The organism is Bacillus sp. JZ34 (assembly GCF_053903205.1).
On the sequence record NZ_CP096403.1, the window covers coordinates 1556482 to 1572088 of the forward strand.

13 protein-coding genes and 7 pseudogenes are annotated in these 15607 nt (G+C 38.6%); 11 read left to right on the forward strand and 9 right to left on the reverse strand.

Features of this window, described 5'->3' with window-relative positions; all coding sequences use genetic code 11:
• Positions 1–18: 18 nt before the first annotated feature.
• The 5 genes and pseudogenes from M1D90_RS07860 to M1D90_RS07880 all read right to left on the reverse strand — a co-directional run.
• A pseudogene (locus M1D90_RS07860) lies at positions 19–398 on the reverse strand (sigma factor-like helix-turn-helix DNA-binding protein); the annotation flags it as partial.
• A gap of 39 nt (positions 399–437) precedes the next feature.
• Positions 438–682, reverse strand: a pseudogene (locus tag M1D90_RS07865) (ImmA/IrrE family metallo-endopeptidase); the annotation flags it as partial.
• 344 nt (positions 683–1026) lie between these two features.
• On the reverse strand, positions 1027–1584 hold the full coding sequence (locus M1D90_RS07870; RefSeq protein ID WP_025811115.1) for a GNAT family N-acetyltransferase: 558 nt from the start codon (positions 1582–1584) through the stop codon (positions 1027–1029).
• A gap of 344 nt (positions 1585–1928) precedes the next feature.
• On the reverse strand, positions 1929–2177 hold the full coding sequence (locus tag M1D90_RS07875) for a hypothetical protein (protein ID WP_128822602.1): 249 nt from the start codon (positions 2175–2177) through the stop codon (positions 1929–1931).
• Complete coding sequence (locus M1D90_RS07880) at positions 2096–3313, reverse strand: DUF418 domain-containing protein (protein ID WP_026579255.1); 1218 nt, start codon at positions 3311–3313, stop codon at positions 2096–2098. Before M1D90_RS07880 ends, M1D90_RS07875 begins: the two co-directional genes overlap by 82 nt.
• 264 nt (positions 3314–3577) lie before the next feature.
• Between M1D90_RS07880 and yrkP the strand changes: the two genes are divergently transcribed.
• The 3 genes from yrkP to psiE are packed head-to-tail and all read left to right on the forward strand — an operon-like array spanning position 3578 to position 6020.
• Positions 3578–4273, forward strand: a complete 696-nt coding sequence (gene yrkP / locus M1D90_RS07885) for a two-component response regulator YrkP (protein ID WP_026579256.1) — start codon at positions 3578–3580, stop codon at positions 4271–4273.
• Positions 4260–5558, forward strand: coding sequence for a two-component system sensor histidine kinase YrkQ (yrkQ, locus tag M1D90_RS07890; protein WP_456283325.1), 1299 nt, complete (start codon positions 4260–4262; stop codon positions 5556–5558). Before yrkP ends, yrkQ begins: the two co-directional genes overlap by 14 nt.
• Positions 5559–5603: 45 nt before the next feature.
• Positions 5604–6020, forward strand: coding sequence for a phosphate-starvation-inducible protein PsiE (gene psiE, locus M1D90_RS07895; RefSeq protein ID WP_023855272.1), 417 nt, complete (start codon positions 5604–5606; stop codon positions 6018–6020).
• Between the two features lie 868 nt (positions 6021–6888).
• Here the strand turns inward: psiE and M1D90_RS07900 are convergent.
• Positions 6889–7194 (reverse strand): annotated as a pseudogene (locus M1D90_RS07900) (sigma-70 family RNA polymerase sigma factor); the annotation flags it as partial.
• A 505-nt stretch (positions 7195–7699) separates the two neighbouring features.
• Here M1D90_RS07900 and M1D90_RS07905 point away from each other — a divergent pair.
• Positions 7700–7807 (forward strand): annotated as a pseudogene (locus tag M1D90_RS07905) (YolD-like family protein); the annotation flags it as partial.
• Between the two features lie 327 nt (positions 7808–8134).
• Here M1D90_RS07905 and M1D90_RS07910 read toward each other — a convergent pair.
• From M1D90_RS07910 to M1D90_RS07920, 3 genes are all read right to left on the reverse strand, one after another.
• Entirely contained in the window at positions 8135–8692 is a 558-nt protein-coding gene (locus M1D90_RS07910) for a hypothetical protein (protein WP_023855269.1), read from the reverse strand.
• Positions 8693–8759: 67 nt separating this feature from the next.
• Positions 8760–9227, reverse strand: a complete 468-nt coding sequence (locus M1D90_RS07915; RefSeq protein WP_026579257.1) for a hypothetical protein — start codon at positions 9225–9227, stop codon at positions 8760–8762.
• A 33-nt stretch (positions 9228–9260) separates the two neighbouring features.
• The gene (locus M1D90_RS07920) at positions 9261–9740 is read right to left on the reverse strand and encodes a hypothetical protein (protein ID WP_023855267.1); all 480 of its coding nucleotides are present in this window, start codon (positions 9738–9740) and stop codon (positions 9261–9263) included.
• Positions 9741–10084: 344 nt separating this feature from the next.
• On the opposite strand from M1D90_RS07920, the pseudogene M1D90_RS07925 reads away from it, so the two are divergent.
• The 7 genes and pseudogenes from M1D90_RS07925 to M1D90_RS07955 form a co-directional block, all read left to right on the forward strand.
• Positions 10085–10504, forward strand: a pseudogene (locus tag M1D90_RS07925) (ABC transporter ATP-binding protein); the annotation flags it as partial.
• 378 nt (positions 10505–10882) lie between these two features.
• On the forward strand, positions 10883–11293 hold the full coding sequence (locus M1D90_RS07930) for a poly-gamma-glutamate hydrolase family protein (protein WP_456283488.1): 411 nt from the start codon (positions 10883–10885) through the stop codon (positions 11291–11293).
• Positions 11212–11484 (forward strand): annotated as a pseudogene (locus tag M1D90_RS07935) (substrate-binding domain-containing protein); the annotation flags it as partial. The gene M1D90_RS07930 and the pseudogene M1D90_RS07935, both read left to right, overlap by 82 nt.
• A 234-nt stretch (positions 11485–11718) precedes the next feature.
• Positions 11719–12291 (forward strand): TetR/AcrR family transcriptional regulator, encoded by a 573-nt coding sequence (locus tag M1D90_RS07940; protein WP_035399752.1) that lies wholly within the window; start codon positions 11719–11721, stop codon positions 12289–12291.
• A 95-nt stretch (positions 12292–12386) separates the two neighbouring features.
• Positions 12387–12911, forward strand: a complete 525-nt coding sequence (locus tag M1D90_RS07945) for an OsmC family protein (RefSeq protein WP_035399754.1) — start codon at positions 12387–12389, stop codon at positions 12909–12911.
• 192 nt (positions 12912–13103) lie between these two features.
• Complete coding sequence (locus M1D90_RS07950; RefSeq protein ID WP_128822595.1) at positions 13104–14393, forward strand: homocysteine synthase; 1290 nt, start codon at positions 13104–13106, stop codon at positions 14391–14393.
• 741 nt (positions 14394–15134) lie between these two features.
• Positions 15135–15607 (forward strand): annotated as a pseudogene (locus M1D90_RS07955) (Lrp/AsnC family transcriptional regulator).

Here is a 15607-nt window from a genome sequence, read left to right on the forward strand (position 1 = left end):
AGACCGGCTTCTGCGATATCACTTCTCCTTCTCCGCCCGATAAAACTCATGAAACATCTTCATCAGCGCCCGCTTCTCAATCCGCGACACATAGCTCCGAGAGATCTCGAGCTTCTTCGCGATTTCGCGCTGCGTTTTTTCTACCTTCAAATTAAGACCGAAGCGGCCGACGATGACTTCCTTTTCCCGTCCGTCCATAATGTCGATGTATTTTTTGACTTTTTCAAACTCTGTGCCTGAGCTGGATGGTGTCGATGACGTCTTCGTTTTCCGATCCTGAGGACATCGATGAGGCTGATTTCGTTGCCTTCTTTGTCCTGGCCGATCGGGTCATGGAGAGAGACGTCTTTTTTCGTTCTTTTCAAGGCGTGCAAATGCATGAGGATTTCATTATTCATTAGGGGGGTGCACAGATTTCCTATCACTGATTGATTAAATCAATGTTGAGTCAGCCTCCTGTAATACTAGCGAATGAAGGAGATACTTTAAATAGCCAAGCTGCATTTTCAATTGCCTGTGATTATATGTACGAAAGGTTAATATTACGTAACATGAAAGTTCGAATGCAAAAGTGCATACCATGTACAGTTCGGCTTTTTCGGCTGTCCAAGCATATATTATAAATTCCGCTGTATTTAAGTGCGAAGCTTGTAACAGGTTTAAACGAAAGCCTGATATCTAGGTATTATGCTTTAAACACACATTTGGATTTCTCTAGAAAAGCAAAGGTATTTGGGGGTTTATGTAAAAAATAGTAAATGCCTTATGCAACAAACAGGCTGTAGAGCAAAGTGAAGCATATCATCAACTTTCTGACCGAAATCAAACATGAAAACTGATTAAACCCTCTTAATAGAGGTTTTTTCTTTATGTATTGGATTGGTTTAAAATTGACAATTGAGTCAAAAGGTGAAAAAGCTCTATCCTATTTCTAGGATAAAGCTTTTTTTATTGTTAGACAGCATTAATACATTTCTCTAAAAAGTTACCAGCAACTCTCTGCGGCATCTCGCCGTGTTCAATTGTTTAGTCCTTTTTTTTCATAATCTTTACAAATCTGAAAAAGTCATCATCATCCGGCAGGGGCTTGTCATCTTCGCGTCCATTGCGATGTATATGCGGATCAGAGTGATGTTCATTGTAGAACTCTACGATATGGAATCCACACTTATTCACATAGAAGTTGATATTTCGCTTTTCGAAATAAGGTGTCACGGTTTCCCAAAGCACAGTATCCGGATACTGTGCTTCAATGGCTTTCCAAGCAGAAAGACCAATCCCTTGGCTGTGATATTCTGGAGATACATAGAATAAATCTAGCGAATTATGATTTGTTTGGCTGTTGATACGTACTACTGCACCACCGACATTCTTACCATCCTGAAGAATATGATATACCACCGCTCCGGGAGCATTGAAAGACTCCTGAACATCATTGTCCGATGGAATCGGTCCATCTTCGCAATCACCGAACGTTTCAATCACGGCGATCGCAAAGGCTTCTTGTAATTTTTTTTGGAATTCTGGCAGATCAGATTCCTTTGCTAGTTCCAGAATAACTTTTGGTTCCTTTTTTGTTTTCATGATTGTTCACTCCCTCAGTTGCTGAAATATCGAGTTCAGTCGTTCAGTAGAAACATTCCAGCTGTTCTACGAGCCCTTATCACAAAAAGTGATTCCGTCGCTTTTTCTTCCGCGGTAAATTTGGCGTTAAAATACTTCAAAAGCTTTCTCCTGTCTTTTTGTATGATTTCTTTTTCTTTGTTTCATTGGAAAACAAGCTGCATGTAACCCTTATTTACTATCGTTCACTACCGTATTAAGTGTGTATGCGGGATTTGTCATCATTCTCGAATTTTTCCTGCGAAAAGATACAAAAATAGTCGAATGAGGCGCCTTTGACTATGAACATGCGTAAAAGATTCAATTTAGATTCGATCATGAGCAATGCACATTGAGTAAACTCTGGTGGATTTATTAGCCCAAAGAAGCCTAAATGATATAAAAATAACTAGTCCATATATCAAATCTGTCCGTTTAATGCCCGCTTCATTCAACAACACTAATTTGAAGTCATGCAATCTGTGCAAGGGGGTTATTTCTGAATAGATTTTTCCGAGTGCAGCGGAGTTGCTTTGGGACTCCCGTTTAATTTGCCATACGTCAGCTTGCGCCATATTAATTCCATCGGACCGTACTTAAATCGTCTCAACCACAATGTACTAAAGATCATAAGAACGAAATACACGGCCAGGCTGAACATGAACGTGCCGGCAGATTGAATATGACCCGCAAGCCCGAATCCGTACCTGAGGAACAGAACTGTTCCAATGATAGAGTGAAGCAGATAACAGGTCAATGACATCCGTCCGACTTTGGTGAATATCATCATAGGGCCTCGCAGCTGAGGAACGTATAGAAACAGCATTGCAAAAGTGCTCATATAAAACATACTTCCGGTTAAGCCGCCATTTTGACTCAAGACAGAGGAAATGTCCTTCCACAGCATATTCTCAGAAAGATTAAACATGTCTAGTAATATACTGCTTTGTGTTATTAGAAAAGCGATTGTGCTAATGATCCAGATACGCTTCCATATAGGCTTTTTCGCTTCCATGTCTTTGAAAAATTCCATCTTAACAAAGTACACGCCCAGCAGAAACATGAGAAACATGGAATAGATCATAGAGAAAGAGCCAGCAGCCATCGTGACCATATCTGTCCACCGAGTGCTGATGGATTCCACGTAGGTAAGGCTGCTGTGGCTAAACAAAGTAAACTCTGAAAAATTTGGGTTTTTTGACCCTGCAGTATTGATGACATTGTACAACATTGTGAAAACAGGAGTCAGGAATTGAAACACGATAAGTGCGATAATCCATCTAAGCACCGTTTTGGCCGTGCGTTTATAGAAGGCGAGTAACAGGAAGCCGCTTACGGCGTAAAAGGCTAATATGTCACCGACCCAAACAAATGTGATGTGCAAAATGCCAAATCCCAACAGGATAGATAACCTACGGGCAAACAGCTTGTTGGGACTATCTACCTTCTGCGCGGCTCGATCCATAAAAATCATAAACCCAACCCCGAACAGGAAGGAGAATAACGTAACGAATTTCCCTTCGGCAAACCAGGAAACCAGATTGTGCAGTACGTCATCGGAGGTCATTTCGAATCCCTTTACTGAATCTACGATCAGAAAATAATTGACAATAATAATGCCCAGCAAGGCAAATCCGCGTACGATGTCCAGAAAATGAACCCGTTCCCGCAGACTCACCGGTTGCCCGTGTCCTTCTTTTTGTACAGTCATATCAATGCTCCTTTTCCATTTATCATCGCAATGTGTGGTTCGGATCTGAAAAACCTGAGCCTTACAATGGATAAATATAAAGACCGAATCTTAACAATTTATGAAGAGTCATCGTTTTTTTAGAAAATGTGACAAATTTGTGGCGGGCATCAGCTTTCATAAATTGTTAAGATTTACGTAGTATCTTATAACGTACTTAACTATGAACGATATATAGTAAGGACACACGAGAAATAACATCAAGAATCATGAGGTGAGAGAGACATGACCCATCGAATATTAGTCGTAGAGGATGATCAGGATATTGGTGATCTTTTGGAGGAATCCCTTACGCGTGCAGGCTACGAGGTGCTAAGAGCCAAGGATGGAAAGCGAGCATTGCAACTTGTGGATGACTCGCTTGATTTGGTTATTTTGGATATTATGATGCCAGGCATTTCGGGAATTGAAACATGTCAGCACATCAGGAAATCCTCTAACGTCCCGATTCTGTTTCTGACGGCCAGATCGAGTACACTCGATAAAACTGAGGGGTTACTCGCCGGCGGCGATGATTATATGACTAAACCATTCTCGGAAGAGGAACTTCATGCTAGAGTGATTGCTCAATTACGCAGATATACTATCTATCAGGAAAAGAAGGAACAGGAAGAAACATTTCTTATCGGGGGCAAACTAAGAGTGAGCGAAGAATTTAATGAGGTCTGGAAAGAGGAGCAGCAAATCAAGTTGTCAGATCTGGAATATCGTATCCTGAAACTTCTGATGAGCAAACGCAACAAAATATTTTCTGCCCAAAATATATATGAGAGTGTGTGGGGACAGCCTTACTTTTACTGTTCCAACAATACGGTGATGGTGCATATTCGGAAGCTGCGCTCCAAAATTGAGGATGATCCGGCACGTCCGGTTTATATAAGAACTGAATGGGGAAGAGGATATCGATTTGGCGCATCGTAAATTTACGCTAACCAAAAAACTGGCTTTGCTGATCATGGTTGCTGCGTTTGTGAGTGGTGTGATCTTTCTGACGTTGCAAAAAATCACAGATGATCTGATCGAGGGATATCTGAGTTCGGATGAGTATTATCACGAGGAGTCAGCAAGATACATTCAAAAATTCAGCAAGTACGTTTCAGAAAATGAGTTGTCTACATCAGATAGAAAAGCGTTTGGTGAGTGGGTCAAAAAAGAAAATTACATTAACCTCACCATATTCAAGGATCAGGAGCTGCAATATGATTCCATTTATTCCGAATCGGATTATGGAAAGGAAAAGCTGACTCAGTACGCTCAAAATCATTCACATCCTGTCAAGTTTAGCGATGGCGAAGGAAGAGTCATTATCGACGGTTTCTACTCTTCCCGATATTATAGTCTGGCCTTTACATTGGATTTGCTCGGGGCAACCCTCATCTTTTTAATCATTGTTCTCTTTGGCATTCGCCAAAGTCTTCGCTACCTTAAAACGATTCACCAAGAGATTCATATTCTTGAAGGGGGCGAACTGGACTACGAGATGACGATAAAAGGGCATGATGAATTAGCGATGATTGCAAAGAGCATTGAGGATCTGCGGAAAGCTTTCCTGGACAAACTTAAAGCTATCGAGGAATTGCAAGCTGAGAGCCGCAGCCTGGTTACCGAAATGTCGCACGATATGCGCACACCGCTGACGTCGCTGATCATGAATCTGGAGTTTGCCAAAAAAGCGGGAGGCGAAGCGGGTACCAGCAAAGATCGGTATGTAGCCAATGCTTATAGTAAAGCACTGCAATTAAAAAGCTTGTCTGACAATCTGTTTGCGTATTTCCTGCTGGACAAGGAATATGAGGCCGATCTGGAGACCGTTGCAGTAAAAGAAGTGATCTACGATCTAATATCAGATCAGATTGCTATCCTTCATCAGAAGCATTTCCGGGTCCATATTTCAGGCGAGCTGCCGGAAACCTATATTAACGTGAATTTGGAGGAGCTTGGTCGTGTATTTGATAATGTGATGTCAAACTTATTTAAATACGCAGATCCGGAAGAAGAAATCAGCATCACGTTTGTATCGGATCAAGAGATATTTGAGATCCATGTTAGCAATACGATTAAACTTGCGGATATAACACTGGAAAGCAACGGACTCGGTGAAAGGAGCATTGCGCGAATGATGTCCCGCATGCAGGGACAGTTTCACAGTATACAAAAGAATTCTAAGTACTACATTGTGCTACGATTTTGGAACACCAAGATGTAGGCTGAGAATAAAAACCACGAATATATTGAAATAGGAGACAACATGATGAGATTTTCCAACAAATTCAAAAAGGTGCCTTACCTGTTACAAGCGCTTCTCAATGTCTGTCTGTTCTTCCTGGCGATAGCCTTAAGCGCACTTCTGATCAGCGAGACATGGTACATTGTGCAATTCGTATACAAGTCACTGTTCAACAAAGTGGACAGCTATTATGAGATGCTTGGAGAACTGCTTATATTCTTCATGTACTTTGAGTTCATTGCTTTGATTATCAAATACTTCAAATCAGACTTTCATTTCCCGCTTCGCTACTTCATTTATATTGGCATCACAGCTGTCATTCGTTTGATTATCATCGATCATGATCAGGCGATCTCAACGTTCTGGTGGGCGATGGCCATTCTTGCAATGATCTGTGGATTCTTTATTGCAAATAGACGAAATTCTGTTGTTGAACATTAATAAATTAGTTCACTTTATGCCGAGACGCCGCCGAAATGTCCTAATTGTGAATGGGAACTGGAACAGAATAAAAAAATTGATAATCGGTATTTATAAGTCTAGCTGTTTAATGTCAGTTCAGAAATCTGTAGTGGATCAAAGTGGATTGTGGTTGTGAGTGGATATCTGAATGTATTTTTTGGCTACTTTAACAGACATGTCCCGATGACATAGCATTAAGAACTGAAAATCGCTTCTTTATTTTAAAAGGAAGAGGTTAAAATTCTTAATAAATAAGATGAAAAAGTTAGGATGGACGTTTATTGTTTTTTCTCGCTATTTTTTAACCATAATTGATATAAACGTATAGAAATGTAATGAAAATAAACTTTCATAACCAATGAGATAGATTTACTATATTGAGGGCCCAGTAATATAGAATACAGATCGATGGTTCAAGCCATCGGTTTTTTATTTGTTTTCATACTGAAAATCACCCATTAGGACAAACAGTTATTACATAGCATTACCCAAGGTGTGATGCATTTATGAAGGTGATGCTCATCGAGGGACCGCCAGCTGACAAATGCATGAACGATTCCTCTCATTATTTAATAAAACTTGATAGGAAGTAGATCCAGAGTGATGGCAATGTATATAAGGGTATGGATCGAGCAACCACACCCAGATCGAGGCCTGTATAAAGAAAGCAGGGACGATGCGATTAAAGAACTCATAATCAAGTTATCTGCTATGATCCAGATTGTCTTTCTCATAGAGCTTATTAGTGTGCAAAAACGATTTTCATAACTCTTTCATCTATTTCTTTTAAAAGAAACTTTAGTGAAAATAGAGAAAAGCGGGAATGTCCAATCCGGCCTTTGCTAAATTATGTCCCCTTCGCCTTCTTCCGCTTTTCCTTCTCAGCCCGGTAAAACTCATGAAACATCTTCATCAGCGCGCGCTTCTCAATCCGCGACACATAGCTCCGCGAGATCCCAAGCTCCTTCGCGATCTCGCGCTGCGTTTTTTCCTTCTTCAAATCAAGACCGAAGCGGCCGACGATGACTTCCTTTTCCTGTCCGTCCAGAATGTCGATGTATTTTTTCACTTTTTCAAGCTCCATGTTGAGCTGGATGGTGTCGATGACGTCTTCGTTTTCCGATTTGAGGACATTGATGAGGCTGATTTCGTTGACTCCTAGAGGTTATCCGTTTTGTTGTATTAAAGTAATAAAGAATTTTTAAGTTTAACGTTATTTAAAAAAGAAACATACATACGTATTTGGTATGTCCCCCATGATGCTATTCACACGTATGAAAGTAACGGTCTTGAAAATATGTGGGGAGAAGCACAAACAATTGCAATGAAAATTAAAGATGACATGAAAAGATAATTTGGTTTGCCATGAACTGTTGGAATTGAACCGAATACGCTGCTGGCAAAACTCTGTCTTGACACGAGTTTTTGGGCATGCCGAGATGTGAAAACAAAGAAATTTCAGTTTCTCTTTCCAATATTCGGGAGACAATTTAATCAAGCTCAATCTATTTCGCCCTGATCAAGAAAAAAGCGAATACTTGGGTACGTTATGGACGGTTTCAGAGAACGGTACGGCTCGTCAGCACTTCTACACGAAGTTTTTTATACAAACGCCGGAACCGCACGATTGAGATTAAAGTTAGAAAGGAAAATTGTGTATGCTGCGGGACAGAGGAAGTATCAAATGGGTGTCAATGATGTTACCGGAACACGTTGAATTGCTCAAAGAATATCATGAAAGTCTTGATAAAGTGAAAAAGCCGGTTGGTTGTCATATCATTTTTAATGACCTTTCTAAAATGGAGTCGTGTAGTTTATACGGTCACTGATACTCCTTCGTCTATATCCACTTACATTCTTCTGCTGAATGATAATGTCCATTACTCTATCTAAATTGCTCCCAGCTCTTTTGATGTTGTAGATGATGCACCAAAGAGCTTTTTCTACACACCTGCAGCCTTTCCTTGTGCAAGAGGGGAAGTGTCTACACGTAGCCCCACATGCACTACTTATCCCATTTTCTTCTCCCCACTGAAAAATTCTGATCTCTCCTTCTCTAAATATTTATATAGACACAGTATTTTTTACTGTGCCTATCCTAACTTTTCCCTTGATATCTCATCTAGGTTAGAAAAAAGAATGTCACACCCTAAGAATAGAAATGTAATAAAAAAGGATAAAAGTAACTCTCCACCTTGAAATATGGATACATTACTTAGATGGCTATTTGTAACATACTCTATGGAGAAATAAACGGCTATCCACGCAACAGCAAACTCAAATATATAAGTTATCCACTTAGGAATTCTGAGAAATATTGAGAGTCCTTTTATAACTGCCATAAGTATAAGCATGTAAACAAGTGCTAATGCGCTTACTAATAAAGAAAATATGTATAAATCAGATCTAGAGCTATAATTTACATAGTCGCCTAAGAAATGATTAACACCTAAAGAAACAAAATAAATAATTAGGCTAGGAACAGCCATGGCAAAGAATAAACAAAAGCCTATGAGGAGGATAAAAGATATGAACGCCAAGGTGTTTGGGGGATTATCTATAACCCCCTTTTTAATCAAAAGTAAAAACAAAACACAGGAAATAACCAAACATGAAAGTATAGCTAGAGTTATTGCTGTAAAGATAGTCATCTTTGACCTCCATTAGAAAAGTGCCATTAGTGGGGAACTAACAGCACTTTCTTAAATTTTTTATTCGTTAAATCAGCGTAATAATGAATTTTGCCAATGCTCTTGCCACATCAGGCGGACAGCCAATGCCTCTCAGTCCATTATAAAACTGATTCTCAGTCCATTTTTCGCCTTTATCCATCAACTTAGCTACTTTAGCAGAGTTTTTTCTAACCCATGCGGCAGCCTTTGGAGACAAAGGTCTAAGCATTTGCGATAAAACCCAACCTCCTGAGCGGAGAGCTAATTTAAAGGCTTTATAAGTCCATGACACTGCGCCTTGAGTTTGAAAATTCCCATTAGCAGTAGCTACTGTTTTAACAGGTACATTCTGTGACTTGATAGCGTTTTGTACCCCTTTATGAACAGTCACTTTCATAGCAACAGGAGTAGATGACGCTGTTTTTTCAGATGCTAATGCACCTGATGTGCCTAAGAAAGATGTAAGAAGCGTGGCGCTTAGAACCACTGAAGCTATTCTCTTTTTATTTTTCATATATATTTATCTCCTATTATATTATGAATAATTTTAAAACGATTTAATTGCAATGGTTGTCCAATATGCTAAAACTTTGGCATTTATGTTAGAAAGTCCTGATTTTTTAAGCGAATTATATAGCTTATTTTGGACATCAGACCACCCAAAGGCATAATACTCATCTAAAAGGTCTTTTAGTACGGGTTCTATATACTTTGTAAACCTTTCTTCAAGTTCATTTCTTACTTTCTTTCCTGCAAGCCTTTCTACAAGTTGAAAAAGCTTTGCTTTATTCTTTAGAACTGCCCGGATAGCATCTTTAACAGGCTTTGTAGCAGAGTTTTTATTTTGTAATTCAACCTTTGGTGTGAACAGACTATCTACAGTATAAACAATGGGTACGGATGTTCCAGTGGCATTAGTATCAATCTCATCATTTTCCTTAGCTTGAGATGACTGGACAAAGGAAGTAGAGCCAAGGGCTAAAGAAGCTATTACTATGAATCCTTTAGCTAGTCTATTGATAATCATTTCCTCCTCTACGTATAATTAGTAGCAAACCAGTGACTATGTATTTAGGTTACAACCTGTAATTGTTTGCTTTGGTATGAATTCCCACCTCCTTGTGATTATTCTATCAGTAGTAAAAATATGGGTAAATAGGAAAAAGGAATAATATTTATTTACATAATTTACATTATTAAAAAGTTCAAAAAATATAATTGTGTATAGCTTATCTGTCATATGAGACTCTTTATAAGAGGAGAATAATGTACTAATAAATATTATCCCCTTCCATCTCTACCTTCCCTTTCGCCTTTTGTTTAATAATCTATTTTTAATCAAAATAAGACTTTCTAATGAACTTTATCAAGCGCAATCGGACGCTTGATGCCATTTCGGGCGGACAAAGGCAGAGATCCTGGATTTCCACGTCTTTGGCGCAAGGCACGGATCTGCTTCTGCTTGACGAGCCTGCAACTTTTTTGGATATCACGCATGAGATCGAATTATTGGAGCTGTTAAAACAACTGAATCGGGAGCATGGCCGTACAATTGTCATGGTATTGCACGATTTGAATCAGGCCTCACAGGACGCCGATTATTTAATCAGCATATTGGACGGGAAAGTATACAGCGCCGGTGCTCCTGTTGAAGTATTTACACCAGAGCTGTTCCGAGACGTTTTTGGACTTGAATGCTGCATTATGAAAAGCCCGGTCGATCAAAAGCCGATGTGTCTGCCGACCGGATTATGCGGTAGATCTCTTGTAAAAACAGGGCAAAATAGTTAGGCCCAATGCGAAATATTTACGCTTGGAACAGATCTTTCGCTTGTCATTGTATTCTCTCAAACACTATTACGTAATAAAAAGACAGGCTCACGAAAAAGTGTCCGTCTTTTATGTTTTTATATTTTGTTTTAGTGGATTACTTATTATTCTTTCGCGTGTATTCACACAGATAAGGAATATATTTTTTCACTGGTTGTTTGGCTGGTGGGGTATGCTGCCGTCATGATTTCATTTATGATTATCAATAAATAACAGCTGAGGGGAAGATAGAATGGCATATAGAATCTTTAATGATCGTGCAGATGATAAAAGCTACTCACTCCACCGTCCAATGCTTCAAAGGTACGCGGAGCGAGCGTGTTATTCGTTTCTTTCCTAGTGTTGTTTACTTCTATAAATATCACCTATGCTTCTGACAAGTATCGGAATTTCGCTGAACTTAAAGAGGGCGAAGACCCTGCGAATTATAATATCTTTACTAGGGGTCTAGGAACTTCTGCTCTAATCTTCGCGCCGCACGGCGGAGGGATCGAAGGAGGGACAAGCGAGATTGCCAAAGAACTCAGCACTCATTTCTCGACTTACTTGTTTGAAGCCTTAAAAATTCCGGGAGCGTTGGACCTGCATATTACGAGTACGAACTTCGACGAGCCACAAGCCTTAGACATATTGAACAATCATGATTTTACGCTTTCAGTTGATGGGATATTTTTGCAAGTGATGATATCATGGCTGCAGGAGTTATTACGGAAGCCAAAAAATGTGGAAAAGACATTCCAGATCAATTAAAAGTGATCGGTTATGGCGGCATAGAAACCATTCAGGCTATTCTGCCAGAATTGATTACTATCCAACAGTCGATTGAATTAACTTCCAAAACGGCCATTAAGATTTTAGAAAAACAAATTGAAGACAAATTTGATGATTTGCCACTTGAAACGTATTTGTCCGTACAGCTTTTCGAAGGTAGGACAACTTAAAAATTGCTGGAGTAGGTACTCTATTGTGTAATCGAGTAATATTATTTCTCCAAAATCAGGGAAGGGGTGGCTGTTTCGAGTTCATTCAGAATCGCAACTGTTCATTACATGAAAGTAATGTTCTGATGACTATACTGAATGATGGAAATATGAATCATTCCTAAATTACTTGGCAAAAACCTAATGGAATCATATAATATATAAACTAAACTTTGCGATTAAGGTGTGAGAAATTTGTCTAAAAAGCAAGAAATAATATCAGCTGCAAGAGAGATTATTTATTCTAAGGGATTTCAAGCAACCTCTATAAAAGATATTCTTATGGCTGCAGAAATTGGAAAAGGCCAATTTTATCATTACTTCTCATCTAAATATGATTTAGGATTAGCAGTAGTGGAATCTATAGTCCATGAATATCAAACAGAGTTAATATCAAATATTCTTCAGTCCGATAATACTCCAGTAAATAAGTTAAATATGATGCTGGACAGAACCCTTACTTTTCATACTGAAGTGAAGAATAAATCAGGTTGTCCTATTGGAAACTTAGCCATTGAAATGAGTGAGCATGATGAAGCGTTTCGTGTGAAAATTCAACATTTATTTGAATGTTGGATAGGGGCTATAGAGACTACATTAAATGAAATGGTTGAACAAGGTCTATTAGATTCCTTTGATACTAAAAAAGATGCTCAAGCAATTGTAGCTATGATTGAAGGAGGAATTTTGTTAATGAAAAACCAACAAAACGTCAACTTTTTAAGTGACATTATAGAAGTAATCCGAAAACAATTTAATCTAGAATAGTCAACTGTTTTTTTCTTGCAACATTGTTTTTCTTATGTTAAGTTCTTTTTGTACCGACTGGTAGGTATAATTCTATGCTGAAGGAGAGATAAACAATGGCAAAATTAAATGGTGTTGATATGAGTATTATTGAAGGTTTAGTGGAGCAATACAAAAAAAATCCTGCTGAAGGTACTGGAAGTTGGTCATCTTCTGTAAAATGGGATAATGGATTCCATGTTGAGGCAAAAGTAGGTGATCATGCTCCTATTCATGTTGATGAGCCAAAATGGTTAGCAGGTTCCAATAAGGGAGCGAACCCAGTGGAATATTTATTAAGCGCAATAGGTTCTTGCTTGTCAGTGGGGTTTATTGCAAATGCTAGTGGAATGGGAATCAAGATAAACTCGTTAGAAGTAGAGGTTTCAGGACAACTAGATTTGAATGTCTTTTTAGGATTAAAAGAAGGAAATCCTGGTTTTGATGAAATCAATGCACATTTTAATATCGATAGTGATGCGGATGAACATCAGATTGAAGAACTTGTTGCACAGGCCATGAAACTTTCACCTGTAAAAAATACAATCCAAAGAAATGTTCATGTTCAGGCATCTTTAAGTCACAATAAGAAGAAAGAATAATTATAAGAGTATTTTTCAATAGTTACTGTACCGAATAGTAGGTACAGTTAGGTGTGAAAGAGGGGAAAATTATGAATCAGAACGATAGTTTATACAAAGAATCACAAACAAAATGGGTAGTAGAGAAGTAAACTCTGTGATATCATTACGCAATATTCAAAATATAAAGACGAGTGAAACGAGGGGGTAATGATGGAGAAAAAGCATTCATTAGGGTTTGAAACAATCGCTCTTCATGGAGGACAAGTACCTGACCCTACTACAAATTCTAGAGCAGTCCCTATTTATCAAACAAGCTCATATATTTTTAACGACACAGATCATGCTGCAGATTTGTTTTCTTTAAAAGAACCCGGAAATATTTACACACGTATCATGAATCCTACTCATGATGTTTTTGAGCAACGTGTTGCCCTAATGGAAGGCGGCGTAGGGGCATTAGCAACTTCATCGGGACAGTCAGCTATTACATATTCTATTTTGAACATAGCAGAAGCAGGAGATGAAATTATCGCTTCCAGCAGCCTGTATGGGGGGACCTATGCTTTATTTACTCATACTTTGACAAAGCTTGGAATCAAATTTCACTTGGTTGATGTAGACGATCCAGCTCAATTTCAAGAAAAAATGAATGATAAAACAAAGGCTGTGTTTATAGAAACGATTGGAAATCCTCGAATTAATATTGCGGATATTCAAGCAATTGCCGATATTGCACATGCAAATAATGTTCCACTTATCGTTGATAATACATTTGCCTCCCCATATTTATGCAGGCCGATTGAGTATGGCGCAGATATTGTGGTTCATTCAGCTACCAAATTTATTGGCGGCCATGGAACCTCTATCGGCGGTGTTATTGTAGATTCTGGAAAATTTAATTGGGCTAACGGAAAATTTTCAGGTTTGTCAGAACCAGATCTAAGTTATCATGGGCTAGTTTATACAGATGCACTGGGATCGCTAGCTTATATTACAAAAGCACGCGTTACGTTGCTTAGAGACATTGGAGCTTCCGCTTCGCCATTCAATACATTTATGTTTCTTCAGGGATTAGAAACTCTTCCTCTACGGATGGAGCGCCATGTAGAAAATGCCCTTAAGGTTGCACAATTTTTAGAAAAACATCCCCATGTCTCATGGGTTAATTATCCAGGCCTTGCATCAAACCCTTATCACGAACTTGCTCAAAAGTATTTGCCAAAAGGAGCAGGATCCATTTTCACATTTGGTATTAAAGGCGGTGTGGAAGAAGGGAAGAAATTTATTAACAGCGTGAAGATTTTCAGTCATTTGGCGAATGTTGGCGATGCGAAATCACTGGTTATTCATCCTGCCAGCACGACCCATCAACAGCTGGATGAAGAAAGTCAGGTAAAAGCCGGTGTTACTCCGGATATGATTCGTCTTTCTATTGGTATTGAAACGATTGATGATATTCTTTACGATTTAGACAACGCTCTCCAAGTCAGTCAGCAATAACATTACCTGCAGCTCATCGCAAAGTAAATTTAAAAAACGTCATTCTATCATTACAAACCAATAGAATGGCGTTTTTAAATAGAAGAAACAACAGGTTTTTAAGAATGATTATGGTGTTATCATGTAACAGCTAGCATATTGAAGATCTCCATTGTACGTATAAGTCGCTAAGTTGGAGTATATGACGAAGGCTGCGCAAGAGCTTCTGTTTTTGCTCAAATAAAGATTAAGGTAAATCACCAGTAGACACTGATCACTTTGTTCCGACTAATGCAGGAGAAGGGGGAGAATTTCTTGTAGAACTAGCGAAAACAGGATTTCTCTCGGCCCCTCTGTTACGATACGGGTTACTTATCTTGGTCGTCATATTCACTTTCTTGGATATGGTCTTTTTGTTATTGTATTTACAAATCGTATACCGCTGAAGGAAATGGACATAGCTTGAAATTTATCAGACGACAACTACGACTTTCCCAGGCACAACAAAAGCATTTATTTTAATCAATAATCTTCCGAAAGAAAAAACTGCAGATATTTTAGTAGATTTACTTAATGTAATAGGGGCAGCTGAAGCAATAGGACCAACCTGCACCAACTGGTCCAACAGGAGACGTAAATAAATTTTATTCTCTGTATTATTGTTTTTTATAAATTTTATATAGTTATACATACTGATTACCGGTATAAAATACGTTAACATATCGATTAAACAATATATAAGATATTAATTGGAGGTTCGATATGGCGATTATTTTTGACGATTATGAAAAGGCAATATTAAGAGAATTGCAGGAAGATGCTTCCATGTCAAATCTAAATTTATCAAAGAAAATTGGGCTTTCACCATCGGCATGTCTTGCAAGAACAAAAAACCTAGTAGAACTGGTATGATTAAAAAGTTTACGACGATTGTTGATAAGAAAAAATTGGGGATTGAAGTCACAGCATTAGCACTCATCAATTTATCACCCCTGAATAGGGAAACCATTCATTCATTTTTAGAGGATATAAACAAATATCCACAGGCTCAAGAGTGCTACACACTGACAGGAAGCCATGACTACATGCTTAAGATTGTAGCAAAGGACATGGAGAGTTATCGGAATTTCATCATTGATTCATTAATGCAGAATCCGGCAATCAGTGGAGTTGATACAAGCATGGTTATGAGTACAGAAAAAAGGACGGTCAGTGTGCCAATTGACGAAGTTTAG